The organism is Saccharothrix hoggarensis, assembly GCF_042678885.1.
Lineage (GTDB): Bacteria > Actinomycetota > Actinomycetes > Mycobacteriales > Pseudonocardiaceae > Actinosynnema > Actinosynnema hoggarensis.
Map to the genome: position 1 here is coordinate 1 of NZ_JBHTLK010000194.1, position 13,953 is coordinate 13,953.

The 13,953-nt window shown below is 72.0% G+C and carries 14 protein-coding genes; 8 read left to right on the plus strand and 6 right to left on the minus strand.

Annotation, left to right across the window (positions count from 1 at the left end):
- Positions 1–231: 231 nt before the first annotated feature.
- The 5 genes from ACFQ3T_RS27600 (at position 232) to katG (ending at position 5,592) form a co-directional block, all read left to right on the plus strand.
- Complete coding sequence (locus ACFQ3T_RS27600; protein WP_380727425.1) at positions 232–1,314, plus strand: type III polyketide synthase; 1,083 nt, start codon at positions 232–234, stop codon at positions 1,312–1,314.
- Entirely contained in the window at positions 1,305–2,243 is a 939-nt protein-coding gene (locus tag ACFQ3T_RS27605; protein ID WP_380727426.1) for an aldo/keto reductase, read from the plus strand. The genes ACFQ3T_RS27600 and ACFQ3T_RS27605 overlap by 10 nt, the downstream gene beginning before the upstream one ends.
- A 16-nt stretch (positions 2,244–2,259) precedes the next feature.
- Positions 2,260–2,676 carry a nuclear transport factor 2 family protein gene (locus ACFQ3T_RS27610; RefSeq protein WP_380727429.1) on the plus strand — a complete coding sequence of 139 codons (417 nt, stop codon included), beginning with the start codon at positions 2,260–2,262 and terminating at the stop codon, positions 2,674–2,676.
- 190 nt (positions 2,677–2,866) lie between these two features.
- Positions 2,867–3,316 carry a Fur family transcriptional regulator gene (locus ACFQ3T_RS27615; protein ID WP_380727431.1) on the plus strand — a complete coding sequence of 150 codons (450 nt, stop codon included), beginning with the start codon at positions 2,867–2,869 and terminating at the stop codon, positions 3,314–3,316.
- Positions 3,316–5,592, plus strand: a complete 2,277-nt coding sequence (gene katG, locus ACFQ3T_RS27620; protein WP_380727433.1) for a catalase/peroxidase HPI — start codon at positions 3,316–3,318, stop codon at positions 5,590–5,592. Before ACFQ3T_RS27615 ends, katG begins: the two co-directional genes overlap by 1 nt.
- Before the next feature lie 91 nt (positions 5,593–5,683).
- Here the strand turns inward: katG and ACFQ3T_RS27625 are convergent, their stop codons facing one another.
- Together ACFQ3T_RS27625 and ACFQ3T_RS27630 are read right to left on the minus strand one after the other, a co-directional pair.
- The gene (locus ACFQ3T_RS27625) at positions 5,684–6,661 is read right to left on the minus strand and encodes a hypothetical protein (RefSeq protein ID WP_380727435.1); all 978 of its coding nucleotides are present in this window, start codon (positions 6,659–6,661) and stop codon (positions 5,684–5,686) included.
- 65 nt (positions 6,662–6,726) lie between these two features.
- Positions 6,727–8,421, minus strand: a complete 1,695-nt coding sequence (locus tag ACFQ3T_RS27630) for an HAL/PAL/TAL family ammonia-lyase (protein ID WP_380727437.1) — start codon at positions 8,419–8,421, stop codon at positions 6,727–6,729.
- Between the two features lie 362 nt (positions 8,422–8,783).
- Here ACFQ3T_RS27630 and wrbA point away from each other — a divergent pair, with 362 nt between their 5' ends.
- From wrbA to ACFQ3T_RS27645, 3 genes are all read left to right on the plus strand, one after another.
- The gene (wrbA, locus tag ACFQ3T_RS27635) at positions 8,784–9,398 is read left to right on the plus strand and encodes an NAD(P)H:quinone oxidoreductase (RefSeq protein ID WP_380727439.1); all 615 of its coding nucleotides are present in this window, start codon (positions 8,784–8,786) and stop codon (positions 9,396–9,398) included.
- An 88-nt stretch (positions 9,399–9,486) separates the two neighbouring features.
- The gene (locus ACFQ3T_RS27640; RefSeq protein WP_380727441.1) at positions 9,487–10,185 is read left to right on the plus strand and encodes a hypothetical protein; all 699 of its coding nucleotides are present in this window, start codon (positions 9,487–9,489) and stop codon (positions 10,183–10,185) included.
- The gene (locus ACFQ3T_RS27645; protein ID WP_380727443.1) at positions 10,182–10,805 is read left to right on the plus strand and encodes a DUF4241 domain-containing protein; all 624 of its coding nucleotides are present in this window, start codon (positions 10,182–10,184) and stop codon (positions 10,803–10,805) included. Before ACFQ3T_RS27640 ends, ACFQ3T_RS27645 begins: the two co-directional genes overlap by 4 nt.
- Before the next feature lie 204 nt (positions 10,806–11,009).
- Here ACFQ3T_RS27645 and ACFQ3T_RS27650 read toward each other — a convergent pair whose 3' ends face one another.
- The 4 genes from ACFQ3T_RS27650 to ACFQ3T_RS27665 form a co-directional block, all read right to left on the minus strand.
- Entirely contained in the window at positions 11,010–11,999 is a 990-nt protein-coding gene (locus ACFQ3T_RS27650; RefSeq protein ID WP_380727445.1) for a hypothetical protein, read from the minus strand.
- Between the two features lie 94 nt (positions 12,000–12,093).
- Positions 12,094–12,327, minus strand: coding sequence for a hypothetical protein (locus ACFQ3T_RS27655; RefSeq protein WP_380727447.1), 234 nt, complete (start codon positions 12,325–12,327; stop codon positions 12,094–12,096).
- An 81-nt stretch (positions 12,328–12,408) separates the two neighbouring features.
- Positions 12,409–12,846, minus strand: coding sequence for a GH32 C-terminal domain-containing protein (locus ACFQ3T_RS27660; RefSeq protein WP_380727449.1), 438 nt, complete (start codon positions 12,844–12,846; stop codon positions 12,409–12,411).
- Between the two features lie 111 nt (positions 12,847–12,957).
- Positions 12,958–13,902, minus strand: coding sequence for a carbohydrate kinase family protein (locus ACFQ3T_RS27665; RefSeq protein ID WP_380727451.1), 945 nt, complete (start codon positions 13,900–13,902; stop codon positions 12,958–12,960).
- Between the last annotated feature and the right edge of the window lie 51 nt (positions 13,903–13,953).

Consider the following 13,953-nt stretch of genomic DNA (forward strand, 5'->3'; position numbering starts at 1 on the left):
GGACGCCCGCACCCCGCCGCCGGCGGTGGCGCCCGTTCAGGCTGCCCTCCCCCGGGCCGGCCCCGCCCCGCGGGGGCCCGGCCGCCGACCCACCAGCCGATTCCCAGGGCTGGTTCGACCCATCACAGCGAACGGAGTCGCGAGAGCCAGCACTTCCACCGAACGAAGGAATGTTGCCCCATGCCCACTCTTTGCAGGCCCTCCGTCTGGGTGCCGGACCACATCATATCGATGCAGCAGACCCTGGCGCTGTGTCGCAGCATCCACGCCGGCCACGAGAAGCTGTCGCTGGTCCTGCGGATGATCGAGAACACCGGCGTCCGCAAGCGGCACATCCTCCAACCCATCGAGCAGACGTTGCGGCACCCCGGTTTCGAGGCGCGCAACCGGCTCTACCTCGCCGAGGCGCGGGCACGCGTCCCCGGCGTCGTGGAGCACGCGCTGGCCTCCGCCGGCGTGGACGTCGAGGACGTCGACGCGATCGTCTTCGTGTCCTGCACCGGTTTCAGCATGCCACCCCTGACCGCCTCCCTGATCAACGACATGGGGTTCCGGAGGAACACCCGCCAGATCCCCATCGCCCAACTCGGCTGCGCCGCCGGCGGGGCGGCGATCAACCGGGCGCACGACTTCTGCACCGCCTACCCCGGGTCCAACGTGCTGATCGTGGCCTGCGAGTTCTGCTCGCTCTGCTACCAGCCGGACGACTCGGACATCGGTTCCCTGCTGTCCAACGGCCTCTTCGGCGACGCGATCGCCGCGGCCGTCCTGCGGGGACACGGCGGCGTCGGCTTCCAGCTCGAGCGCAACGAGGCGTACCTCGTGCCCGAGACGGAGGACTGGATCCGCTACGACGTCAAGGAGACCGGGTTCCACTTCCGGCTCGACAAGCGCGTGCCGGGGACGATGTCCATGCTGGCGCCGGTGCTGCACCGGCTGGCGAACGACCACCAGTGGAACGCGTCCGAGCTCGACTTCTACGTCATCCACGCCGGCGGCCCGCGCATCCTCGACGACCTGTGCCACTTCCTGGACGTGCCGCCGGAGTCGTTCCGCCACAGCCGGGCGACCTTGACGGAGTACGGGAACATCGCGTCCGCCGTCGTGCTGGACGCCCTGCGCCGCGTCTTCGACGAGGGCATCCGGCCGGGGGCCCGTGGCCTCCTGGCGGGCTTCGGCCCCGGCATCACCGCCGAGGCGTCCGTGGGCACCTGGTCCGTCGTGGGCTCCGCGGCCCACCCGCGCGAAGGCTCGATCGTGCCCGGAGCGCGTGAAGAGCTGCACCGACTGCAACCCGCAGGTCAATGGAAATGAGGGAGACAACAGTGACGACGTCCAAGACGCTGACCATCGGCGGCGACATGACCATCAACCGCCTCGGCTACGGCGCCATGCACCTGACCGGGCCGGGGTTCTGGGGACCGGTCGAGGACCCGGACAACGCGGTGCGACTCCTGCGGCGCGCCGTGGACCTCGGCGTCAACTTCATCGACACCGCGGACTCGTACGGCCCGAACTTCAACGAGCAGATCATCCGCGAGGCGCTGCACCCCTACCCCGAGGACCTCGTCATCGCCACGAAGGGCGGCATGCTCCGCTCCGGTCCCCAGGACTGGGTGCGGGCGCCGGACCGGGCTCCCTACATCGTCGCGCTCGGCCGGCCCGAGTACCTGCGCCAACAGGTGGAGCTCAGCTTGCTGAAACTCGGGCTCGAGCGCATCGACCTGTACCAGCTCCACCGGATCGACCCCCTCGTCCCGATCTCGGACCAGGTCGGCGAGCTGGCGCTCCTCCAGCAGGAGGGCAAGATCCGGCACATCGGCCTGTCCGGGCAGCCCGAGGTGACCATCGACCAGATCGAGGAGGCCCGCAAGACCGCCGACATCGTCGCCGTGGAGAACCTCTACAACATCGCCGACCGGTCGAGCGAGGCCGTCCTCCACCACGCCGAGCAGAAGGGCATCGCGTTCCTGCCGTGGTTCCCCCTCGGACACGGCGACCTCCTGTCGCCGCAGGGCGCGCTCACCCGGGCCGCGAAGCGCGCGGACGCCTCACCTGCCCAGGTGGGCCTTGCCTGGCTGCTGCGCCGCTCGCCCAACACCGTGCTCATCCCCGGCACCAAGTCGATCAAGCACCTGGAGGAGAACATCGCCGCCGCCGACCTGGAGCTCGGCGACGACCTCTGGGACGAGATCGAGGAGCTGTGCTCCTACGAGACGCCGTGGCGACCCGCGCACGTCTGACCCGGGAGGAGCTGCCATGACCACCGTCGACGCGCCGGTCATCGACCACGCCAACGTCGAGAGGCTGCGGGCGATCTACGCCGACCTGCCGAGCATCGGCGAGCACGCCGCCGACGACGTCGTGCTCCACCCGGCGGACCGCACCACCGAGGACCCGACCCCCGTCGTCGGCAAGGAGGCCGTCGTCGCGCACGAGCAAGCCCTGGTGGACCTGTCCGCCGGAACGCTCGTCATGGACGTGCACCACATCGTCGCGAACGCCTGGTTCGGCGCCGTGCTCGGTGTGCTGCGCGTGGAACGTCCACACAAGACGTCCATGCCGTTCTGCGGCCTGTGGCGCTTCGAGGACGGCCGCATCGTCGAGCACTGGGAGAACGCCCACGACGTGTCGGCCCTCACGAAGAGCCTGTTCCCGGCCGACGCGACGTCCTGAGTGACCGTCCGGCGTGGAACAACGTGGCGAACGCCACGTTTGGCCCCGCGCCCGCACGGGTTCCACACCGTGCCGAATGGACCTGACCGTGGGCGGAGCCACCGCGCTCCGCCCACGGCGGCCCGTTCCCGGCGGCGGTGTGACGAAACTAGATTTGATCCGTTCCAGACAAGGCGTCTAGGGTCGTGGTGTGACATCCGACTTCGAGGCGCAGCTGCGGGCGGTGTCCCTGCGCGTGACCCGCCCCCGGTTGGCGGTGCTCGCCGCGTTGCGCGACCACCCGCACGTCGACACCGAGACGGTGATCACGCTGGTGCGGGCCGATCACCCGACCGTGTCGCACCAGGCCGTCTACGACGTGCTCCGGGCGCTGACGGACGCCGGTCTGGTGCGGCGCATCCAGCCCGCCGGCGCGACCGCGCGCTACGAGTCCCGGGTCGGGGACAACCACCACCACGTCGTGTGCCGGTCCTGCGGCGCGATCGCCGACGTCGACTGCGCCGTGGGCCCGAGCCCTTGCCTCACCCCCTCGGACGACGGCGGGTACGTCGTCGACGAGGCGGAGGTCGTCTTTTGGGGCACCTGCCCCGACTGCGCGGCCGAGAACACCGCCGATGATCCACCCGTTGGAAGGAAGTAATGACCGACCCCAGGACAACGCCCCAGTCCAGCGCGCAGGGCGTGGACGAGAAGGCCGCGGTCGGCTGCCCGGTCGCGCACGACTCGGTGACCGCGCACGGCAGCGAGAGCGAGAACCCGGCGATCGACTCGCCGACCCCGAAGACGGGCGGGCGTCCGCGCACGAACCGGGACTGGTGGCCCAACCAGCTCGACCTGTCGGTGCTGCACGCCCACTCGTCGAAGGGCAACCCCCTCGGTGAGGCGTTCAGCTACGCCCAGGAGTTCGCCAAGCTCGACGTCGAGGCGCTGAAGCGTGACATCCACGAGGTGCTGACCACCTCGCAGGACTGGTGGCCCGCCGACTTCGGCCACTACGGCGGCCTGATGATCCGGTTGAGCTGGCACGCCGCGGGCACGTACCGCATCCACGACGGCCGCGGCGGCGCGGGCGACGGCGGGCAGCGCTTCGCCCCGCTCAACAGCTGGCCCGACAACGCGAACCTCGACAAGGCGCGCCGCCTGCTGTGGCCGGTGAAGCAGAAGTACGGCCAGAAGATCTCGTGGGCCGACCTGCTCGTGCTCGCCGGCAACGTCGCCCTGGAGTCGATGGGCTTCAAGACGTTCGGCTTCGGCTTCGGCCGCGAGGACGTCTGGGAGCCCGAGGAGATCTTCTGGGGTCCCGAGGACGCCTGGCTGGGCGACGAGCGGTACGTCAGCGAGTCGGAGATGGCCCCCGAGGTCGGCGCGACCGAGATGGGCCTCATCTACGTCAACCCCGAGGGCCCCCGCGGCAACGCCGACCCGCTGTCGGCGGCGCACTTCATCCGGGAGACGTTCGGCCGGATGGCGATGAACGACGAGGAGACCGTCGCCCTCATCGCCGGCGGCCACACGTTCGGCAAGACCCACGGCGCGGGCCCCGCGGACGGCCACGTCGGCGCGGAGCCCGAGGGCGCGCCGCTGGAGGCCCAGGGCCTCGGCTGGCTGAGCACCTACGGCAGCGGCAAGGGCGCCGACACGATCACCAGCGGTCTCGAGGTGACGTGGACGGACAAGCCGACGCAGTGGAGCAACCGGTTCTTCGAGATCCTGTTCGGCTACGAGTGGGAGCTGACCACCAGCCCCGGCGGCGCCAAGCAGTGGGTCGCCAAGGACGCCGAGGCGATCATCCCGGACGCGCACGACCCGGCCAAGAAGCACAAGCCGACCATGCTCACGACGGACCTGGCGCTGCGCGTCGACCCGGCGTACGAGAAGATCTCCCGCCGCTTCCTGGAGCACCCGGACGAGTTCGCGCTGGCCTTCGCCAAGGCCTGGTACAAGCTGCTGCACCGCGACATGGGCCCGGTCAGCCGCTTCCTGGGCCCGTGGGTGCCCGAACCCCAGCTGTGGCAGGACCCGGTGCCGGCCGTCGACCACGAGCTCGTCAGCGAGGCCGACGTCGCCACCCTCAAGTCGATGGTCCTCCAGTCCGGCCTCACCATCGCCGAGCTGGTCTCCACCGCCTGGGCCTCGGCCGCCAGCTTCCGGGCGACCGACAAGCGCGGCGGGGCCAACGGCGCCCGCATCCGCCTCGAGCCGCAGCGCGGCTGGGAGGTCAACCAGCCCGAGCAGCTCGCGAAGGTGCTGGAGGTCCTGGAGCGCGTCCAGCGCGAGTTCAACGAGGCGAGCGGCGCGAAGATCTCGCTCGCCGACCTGATCGTGCTGGCCGGCTCGGCCGCCGTCGAGAAGGCGGCGCGGGACGCCGGCTTCCACGTGACCGTGCCGTTCCACCCGGGCCGCACCGACGCCACCCAGGAGCAGACCGACGTCGAGTCGTTCCGCGTCCTGGAGCCGCGCGCCGACGGGTTCCGCAACTACGTGCGTCCCGGCGAGAAGCTCCAGCCCGAGGTGCTGCTGGTCGAGCGCGCGTACATGCTCGACCTGACCGCGCCGGAGATGACCGTGCTGGTCGGCGGCCTGCGTTCCCTCGGGGCCAACGTCGGCGGCGCCCGCCACGGCGTCCTCACCGACCGGCCCGGCGTGCTCACCAACGACTTCTTCGCCAACCTGCTGTCGCCGGGCACCCGGTGGAAGGCGTCGGAGTCCGAGGAGCACGTGTACGAGATCCGCGACGCGGCCACCGACGAGCTGAAGTGGACCGCCACCTCGGTCGACCTCGTCTTCGGCTCGAACAGCCAGCTGCGGGCCCTCTCCGAGGTCTACGCCAGCGAGGACGCCCGCGAGAAGTTCGTCACGGACTTCGTCGCGGCGTGGACCAAGGTCATGGACCTGGACCGCTTCGACCTGGCCTGACCTGCATCCGCTCCACCGACGAGCCCGGCCGATCCACGCGATCGGCCGGGCTCGCCCGTCCCACCACCTCGGTGACGAGGTCAGGCGGACTTCACTCCGTCCTGACGAGTGCGTACGTGTAGTAGTCCTGTCGGTAGACCCCGCCGGCGAAGGTGTCGTCGTAGTGCCACGCCGCGGTGAGGAAGGCCGGACCGTCGGAGGTGCCGTCCGCCCGGATGCGCACGGTCTCGCGGTTGGCGACGCCGTGCTCGACGGTCACCTCCAGCTCCCACCGGTAGGAGGCGGTGGCCGCCATCGCGTTGATCTCCAACCCGATTTCCTCGCCCTCCTCCAGGGTGATGGACTTCGCTTCCAGCAACGGGCGTTCGACGCCCTCGGCATCGGTGGCGATGAGCCGGCCGGACGGGTCGTCCAAGTCGACGGCGACCTGCTCGATCGGCGTGGAGCCCTCGCTGGGGAACCTGAGGAGCGTGCCGTTCATGCGCGGCAGCCGCTCGACGACCCGGGCGCGGAGGTCGACGACCCGGATCTTCTCCCGTCGGTTGCCGACCAGCGACACCAGGTGCTTGGTGGCGGACTTCGACAGGCGCTCGCTGTCGCGCCACAGCGACAGCACACCACCGAGTTCGCGCTTGCGGGCGGCGAGTTCCTCCAGGTAGGCGTTCATCTCGTCCCGCGACAGCTTCTCGCCCTCGGTCTCGAACCACTGCCGGGACGGCTTCGCCAGCTCGGCGACGGTCGCCTCGCTCAACGCCTGCGGGAAGACCCACTCGTAGGGCGGGTAGTACGTCGCCTGGCGCACGCGGGCCAGCACCGCGGGGAACCGGGCGAGGTCCGCGTCCTCCGCGCGGTTCGCGCCGGACTGGGCACGTGCCTCCTGCTCGCCCGCCTGGTCCAGCGCGAGCCGGGACGAGTACAGCGCGATCGCGCCGCCGACCAGCATCGGGATCACCAACACCGTGAGCCACGTCCACGACTTCCGGTACGCGGGACGTTCCGGCGCGGTCGGGCGGGCGGGTGGCGTGGTCGAGGCTGCGGCTCGGCGGTTGCGGCGACGTCGAGTGGCCATGCGCGAACGGTAACGGACCGATCACCCGACCGTAGCGCGATCGCCGAACACCACGACGGGGTGCGTCATGCCGCGCACTTGTTCTCGGCGGGCGCGGTGGCGGCGCGGACCTCGCGGCTGATCTCGCCGGTGCGGACGAGTTCGGTGGTCCTCTCGAGGTCCGGGGTCAGGTAGCGGTCGTCGTCGAGGCGCTGGACGTGTCGGCGCACCAGGTCGTGGACGCGCTGGGTGCCCGCGCCGAGCGGGAGGCCCGCCATCTCGTCGGCGATCAGGTCGATGCCCTGCGCCGACATGAGCACCTGGACGGCCAGGACGGTTTCGAGGCGGTCGAGGTTGTCGTGCAGGGCGCGCACGGACGCCATGGCCATGGTGTTGTGGTCCTCCTGGCCGAACTTGGCCGGACGGGACAGCGTGCCCGCCGGCGTGGCCCGCTGCTGCATCTCCGGGACCAGGGCGACGGCGACGGTCTGGACCTGCACCATGCCGGAGTTCAGGCCGACCTCGCCGCCCGCCAGGTTGGCGGGCAGGTGGTAGCTCCACTTGTCGGCCAGCAGGCGCGCGGACAGCTCCTGCGACAACACGCCCAGGTCGGCCACCTGCGCGTTGAGGGAGTCGATCTCGTGGCCGAGCAGGGCCGCGTCCCAGTTGCCGCCCATCACGAACTCGTGCCCGCCACCGGGCTTGGGGAAGACCAGGGGGTTCGACGTGGAGGCGTTCGCCTCGCGCTCGACGTGGCCGCGGGCGTCGGCGAGGCGTTGCCGGAACGCGCCGGTGATGTGGGGCGTGGCGCGCACCGACACCGCGTCCTGGATGCGGGGGTTCTCCTCCCCCAAGCGCTTGCGGCCCTCCTCGGTCATCCAGCCGGTGCCGCAGATCAGGGCCCGGATCGTCGCCGCGGTCCGCACCTCGGCGGGGATGCGCCGCTCCTCGTGGGTGCGGGGGTCGAACGCGCCCTGCTCGGCCCTGGTGCCCTCCAGGAACAGCGCGAAGGCGCCGTCGAAGGTGTCCGCGAGGTGTTCGGCCCGCACGACCGCGTCCACGTAACGGGCGGTCAGCACGCTGCTGCCGCTGATCAGCGGCAGCGCCTCCCCCTGCTCCAGCGTGAACTCGACCGGCAGGCCGGCCTCGGCCAGCACCTCCGGCGCGGGGGCCTCGCGGCCCTGGAAGCGCGCGGGGGCCGGTTCGCCGGTCAGCACCAGGCCGGCGGCCGCCATGGGTTGCAGGTCACCGGTGCCCAGGGAGCCGATCTCGGGCATCCTCGGCGTGACCCCGGCGCCGACGAGCGCGAGGATGCGGTCGACGAACTCCGGCCGCACGCCCATCGTGCCGCGCGCCATCGAGTTGGCCCGCAGCACGAGCGCCAGCCGGGCCACCCGGTCGGACACGGCCGGACCGACGCCGGCGGCGTGCGAGCGCAGCACGCGGCGCTGGAACTCGACCCGGTCGGCCTCGGCCAGCGGCTCGTCCTTCAGCGGGCCCAGCGCCTGGTTCCAGCCGTACACCTTCTGCCCGGCGTTGATGGCCTCCAACGCCCCGGCCCGTGCTTCCACCATCTTCTGCCGGGCCTTCAGGTCGAGGCGGACGGTCACCGCGTCGGCCTCCAAGACCTGCACCAGCCGGTCCCAGGTCAGCGCGTCGCCGTTGAGGACCAGGTCCACGGACCCGCGCTCGGCGACGGCGAGCGGTGACACGACGCCCGTGCCGGTCAGCGCGACCAGGGCCGCGGCCAGCACCACCAAGAGACGCCTCGGGTACGTCATCATCGTCCTCCCTGGAGGCGGCGATCCAGCACGGACTTCCCATCGTGGCAGCGCCACGGCGCCACGCACGCCGGCCACCGCGCGGACGGAACCATCGGGTGAGGTTCGCCCGAGGACTCCGCTGTCCTCAGTAGACAGTGCGTCACGTTGGAGCGCGGGGCTTTCCACCGCGGAGGAAGGAGGGCGCTCACGAACGGGTGGCCGGTCCGCTACGCCCGCGTGCGCCGACCCACGACACCGTGTGCTGGACCGGTGAACCGGGCTTTCGAGTGGTGTCGAGCCACCAAGGGGTGATCCGGCTGCCGGAATCACCGCCCAGCGGGTACACCACGGCGATAGACGTCAAGCGCACGGGAGACCCGATGTCCGACCTGAAGACCGCCGTCATCTACTACTCCGCCACCGGCAGCGTGTACTCGATGGCCGAGGCCGCGGCCAAGGCGGCCGAGGACGCCGGGGGCGAGGTGCGGCTGCGCAAGGTGCGCGAGCTCGCGCCGGAGGAGGCCATCGCCAGCAACCAGGGCTGGGCCGCGCACGTCAAGCAGACCCAGGACGTCCCCGAGGCGACCCTGGACGACCTGGAGTGGGCCGACCTGCTCATCTTCGGCACGCCAACCCGGTACGGCCTGCCGACGGCGCAGCTGAAGCAGTTCATCGACACCACGGGACCGCTGTGGGCGGAGGGCAAGCTCGTCAACAAGGTGGCGACCTCGTTCACCTCGGCGGCCACCGCGCACGGCGGGCAGGAGACCACCATCACCGCCCTGAACAACACCTTCTACCACTGGGGCTGCGTCGTCGTGCCGCCCGGCTACGCCGATCCCATCCAGTTCCAGGCCGGCAACCCCTACGGCACGAGCCACGTCTCCAACAACGGCCAGACCCCGCCCGGTCAGCTGGAGCTGGACGCGGTGTCGTTCCAGGCCCGCCGTGCCGTGCACATCGCCCGCGCCCTGAAGACGGGGCTCGCGGCGTAGGGGCCGTCGGCCGCCTCCCGTAGGCCGGCGAGCCGTGGACTCGCCGGAGCGGGGGGACGGGACGGCCGCGCGGCTGACGCGGAGATCCGTGCTCCTGACCGGCGCCGTCGCGGCGTTGGCGGTAGGCGGCTTCGTGGCGTTGTCGCAGGTCCGCAGACCGCCCGGCGGTCTGCCGAACGTGACCGACCTGCCGCTGGCGGACGTGCCCGCGCCGACGGACCGGCCGGTGGAGGTCGTGTACTGCGCGGGGTGGGACTCCGCCGCGCGTGCCCCGGTGTCGCCGATGGCGGAGTCGGTCGCACGCGCCCAGGACGCCGCGGGAGCCCAGGGACGCCGCCGTCCTGCTCGTCGACGGGGTGGCGCGGGCGGTCGTGGAGGTGTGCTGGTCGGCCCACCACGCCGAGCTGTGGCACGTCGACGGTGTCGGTCGCCGTACCGGGGCGTCGCCTACCGGCGTTGGCCGGACGGGCGGTTGCGGCTGTTCGAGGTCCGCAGCTGGAACTACGCCGGGCCGGGCGCGGCGGAGTTCGAGGACGACGAGCCGACGTTCCGGGCCAGGGTCCGCCGCGACGCGAGCGCGGTGCCCGAGACGGTGGGGATCACCGCGGTGCGGTCGGACGGCAGCACCCTCCAGACCGTCCGTGACTGGCCTTCCTGGCCGGAGCGCGTGCAGCCGCCGGAGGACGTCCCGCTGCCGGCCGTCGACGGCTGGCCGGCGCTCTTCGGCATGACCGGCCCCACGACCGTCCGCCCCGGGCCCGCGGTCGTCCCCACCCACTTCCCGTGACGCCCGCCCCGACCGCTGCGGCCGCGCCACATCGCCGAGACCGTCACCGACGGCGCGCGCTCCGCACGGAGGACGGCCGCGTCCTGACCATCCAGCGGGTCCCGGCGGGGACGATCCGGCTGCCCAGCGGCTGGCTCGTCGTCGCGGACCCCGGCTGGCTCGACGCCGACACCGCCCCGCTGGCCACGACCGCGCCGCCCGGCCGGTACCCGGTCGACGTGTTCCGGGCGACGGAGGAGAACCGCGCGGCCATGACCGTCGCGTGCCGGGTGACCGTCACCGACGCGCCCGTCACGTCGTGGCACCTGGCGTTGCGCGAGGGTGACCACGAGCTGGCGCTGGGAGACGGCGAGTTCTTCGGCAACCCGGTCGACACGGCCACCCTCGCCCTGGTCGACCGCATCGGCGCGACGGCGTACCAGCAGGCGGAGATCGAAGCGGCCACGGCCGACGACGCCCCGTACCACACCCTGTCCGCCCGGGACACGGACCTGGTCATCGTGCCGGGCTGGAGCGACGGCGCGAACCCCGCGTGGCTCGGCCGGACCGCGGACGGCGCCCTGGCGTGCTACGTCCTGGACCTCCTCGCGCCCGACCTGGCCACCGCCGAACCCGGCTGACGGCCCGGTTCTCGAAGCGCCTTCGTGGTCAGCGCGCGGCGGGATCGTCGCGGAGTGCGTCGACCTCGGCGCGGTGGCGGTGTGTGGCCGGGTCGGCGAACAGGGCCGCGGCCTCGGCGAGGACGCTCGTCGCGGCTCGTGCGCTTTCCGTCGCGATCAGGGCGGTGCCCGAGGTCCGGAGAGCCGGGTCGTCGGGCCGGCCAGTCAGATGACGACCACGGAGAACGCGTGCACGCACCACGGCCCGTCGTAGTTGGTCACCCAGACGTTCCCCGAGTGGCCGTCGATCTTCTGCCCCTTGGCGGTGCCCTGCAGGTACAGCTGGAAGGACTTGGGACCCGCGGTGATGCCGTCCTTGGTCGTGTTGATCCTCAGGTCCGGGTCGTGGCCGACCAGCTCGTCCACGTGCTGCGGCTTCTTGATGCCGTCCGCGCACAGCTGGGTCTTGGCCTTCGCCGCGTCTCCCGCGTTGACGCTGTCCAGGAACGCCTGCACGGCGGCCAGAGCCGCGGGGTCGACGGGTTTGCCGCCCGCGGTGGGGGTTTTCGGGTCGGTCGGGGCGCTCGTGGGACTGGTCGGCTTGGCGCTGGTCTTGCCGACGTCGGTGCGGGAGATGTTCGTCCAGCACCACGTGTCGCCGTCCCGGACGACCTTCAGCTCGTACTCCTCCGGCTTGCTCTTCGTCGCGACCTCGACGGCCCCCACAGCCACGTCGGCGGAGGTCTTGCGGGTGGCCACCAGCTCGGCCCCGCGGAACGGGGCGACGTCCTCGACGACCTTGTGCACGGCGGAACCGGCCTCCGGGCAGGCGACGTCCTCCAGGACCTTGGCGTCCTGCGCGCCGAAGGCCTCGACCACCGCTTCGAGCAGGCGTTCCGGGTCGGCGGACGGCGGCACGGAGGACGACGTCGTGGACGGCGCCGTGGGCGCCTGCGGAGCGGCCGTGCCGCCGTCACCGAGGAAGAAGCCGGGCGCGACGAACCCGGTGAACCCGAGACCGCCCAGCACCAGCACGACCAGCGCGACCACCGTCACGACCGCCGCCGTGTTGCGCCGCGGAGGCGGAGGCGGAGGCGCGCCGAACCCGCCGGGCTGGGGAGCGCCGTACCAGGACGGCTGCCCGTGGCCCGGCGTCTGCCCGGGGAACTGTTCGGACGGGCCCTGCCCGCCGTACGGCTGCTGCGGGTACGTCATGCGGCCTCCCCGGTCGTGGTCGCACGTTCGACGGAAGGCGGCCGCCATCCGTTCCCGTCGAACGGCCACCGCCGCCACGCGCCGGCGACCGCACCTAGGGTGGGTCGGTCACCGCCTGGTGCCGCTCTCGACGTCGATCCCTCCGCCACCAGACGTAGCTGGTGACCAGGTCGACGACCTCCAGACCCACGATCACCGCGATCACGGTGGACGTCAGCCATCCGAACACCGCGCAGACCGCCGCCACCACGGCCCCCGACGCCAGGCGGAACCACAGTTCCCCACGCCCCCGCGGGTTGCGCAGCAACCACCGCACGAAAGATCGCATGACGCCAGTATGGGCCGCGCCCAGTGGACCACCTGCGCGCCGAAGGGCGGGTGGTCGCGCCACCCGCCCTTCGTTCACGCGTCAGTCGGTCGGCATGCTCCACGTCTGGTTCGGGCCGCCGACGCAGTCCCAGACCTGCAACCGGCGGCCGTTGGCGGCGTCACGGTCGACGCACTTGTTCGTGCCGTTCCACTTGATCATGCCGACGCCCTGGTCCGGTCCGCTGGGCGCGTTGCTCCAGGCCTTGCCCAACCGCCGGAAGGTCAGTGATTCGAGGCGGACCGTGCCGTTGTTGGCGCAGGTCCGGATGCCCAGGCTGCCGCTGGAGGAGTCGAAGTTGACGTTGTCGGTGACCGAGACCTTGCCGTCGTTGCCGAACGTCTCCAACTGCCCCCGGTCGACCAACACCCGCAACTTCACCCGGTTGTTCACCGGTGGCATCGGCGCGTCGGCCAACGTCTGCCGGACGCGGCCATAGCCGATCGCGGCGTCACGGGTGCCGTCGGCGCGGCGGTGCAACTCGAAGCCGCGCCGACAGGACGGTGATGGCGAGTCGGAGCGATCGCGCAAAGGCAACTCTGCGCATACGGATCTCGCCTCTCGTGCAGAGGAACGGGGTGCCCGTGCGTTTCAGAACGTCGCGGGGCGGGCCTCGACGGGGAGCAGTTCGTCGAACCAGGGGGAGTCGGCGCCGGTGCGGGTGCAGGTGATGGCGGCGACGCGTTGGGCGTAGGCGAGGGTGTCGGTCAACTCCTCGTGGGTGAGGGTGGCGAGGTTGGGGCGGGTGAGGAGGTCGTCGCGGTCGAGGGCGGCCAGGAGGCCCGCCATGAACGCGTCCCCCGCGCCGACGGTGTCGGTGATGGCGACGGGAACGGCGGGCAGGTCGACGTGGCCGGCCGGTCCGGACGCGTACACGCCCTCCGCGCCGCGCGTGACGACGACGAGGGTCGGCCCCTGGTCGTGCCACTCGGCGACGACGTCGGCGAGCGGGCGGTCCGGGGCGATCCACCGCAGGTCGTCGGCGCTGACCTTGACGACGTCGGCCAGGCCGAGCCAGCGGCGGAGCCGGGCGCGCGCGGCGTCGTCGTCGGTGATCAGGACCGGGCGGATGTTGGGGTCGAAGGTGATGACGCGGTGGGGGTGTTCGCGGGCCAGGAGGGTGTCGAACACGGTCGCCATCGGCTCGACGGCGAGGGCGAAGGAGCCGCCGACGTGCAGCGCGGCGTCCGGCGGGAGGTCGGTGGGCAGGTCGGCGGGCTGCCAGCCGCCGTCGGCGCAGCCGTCGATGTAGAACGAGTAGTCGGCCACGCCGTCCCGGTCGACGTCCACCACGGCGAGGGTGGTCGGCGCCGTGGACGTGACCGCGAAGCCGAGGTCGACGTTGGAGGTGCCGAGGTGGGCGCGCAGCAGCGCTCCGAGGCGGTCGTCGGCGAGGCGGGCCAGCAGCGCGGTCTGCGTGCCGAGGCGGCCGAGGCCGACCGCGGTGTTGGCGGGGCTGCCGCCGGGGAGGGGGCGGTAGCCGCCGGTGTGGTCGGGCACCAGGTCGATGAGGGCTTCGCCACCAACGATGATCATGTCGTGTTCCTTGTCGGGGGTGTGGTGGGGGGGCCCCCGCGGGGCGCCCCC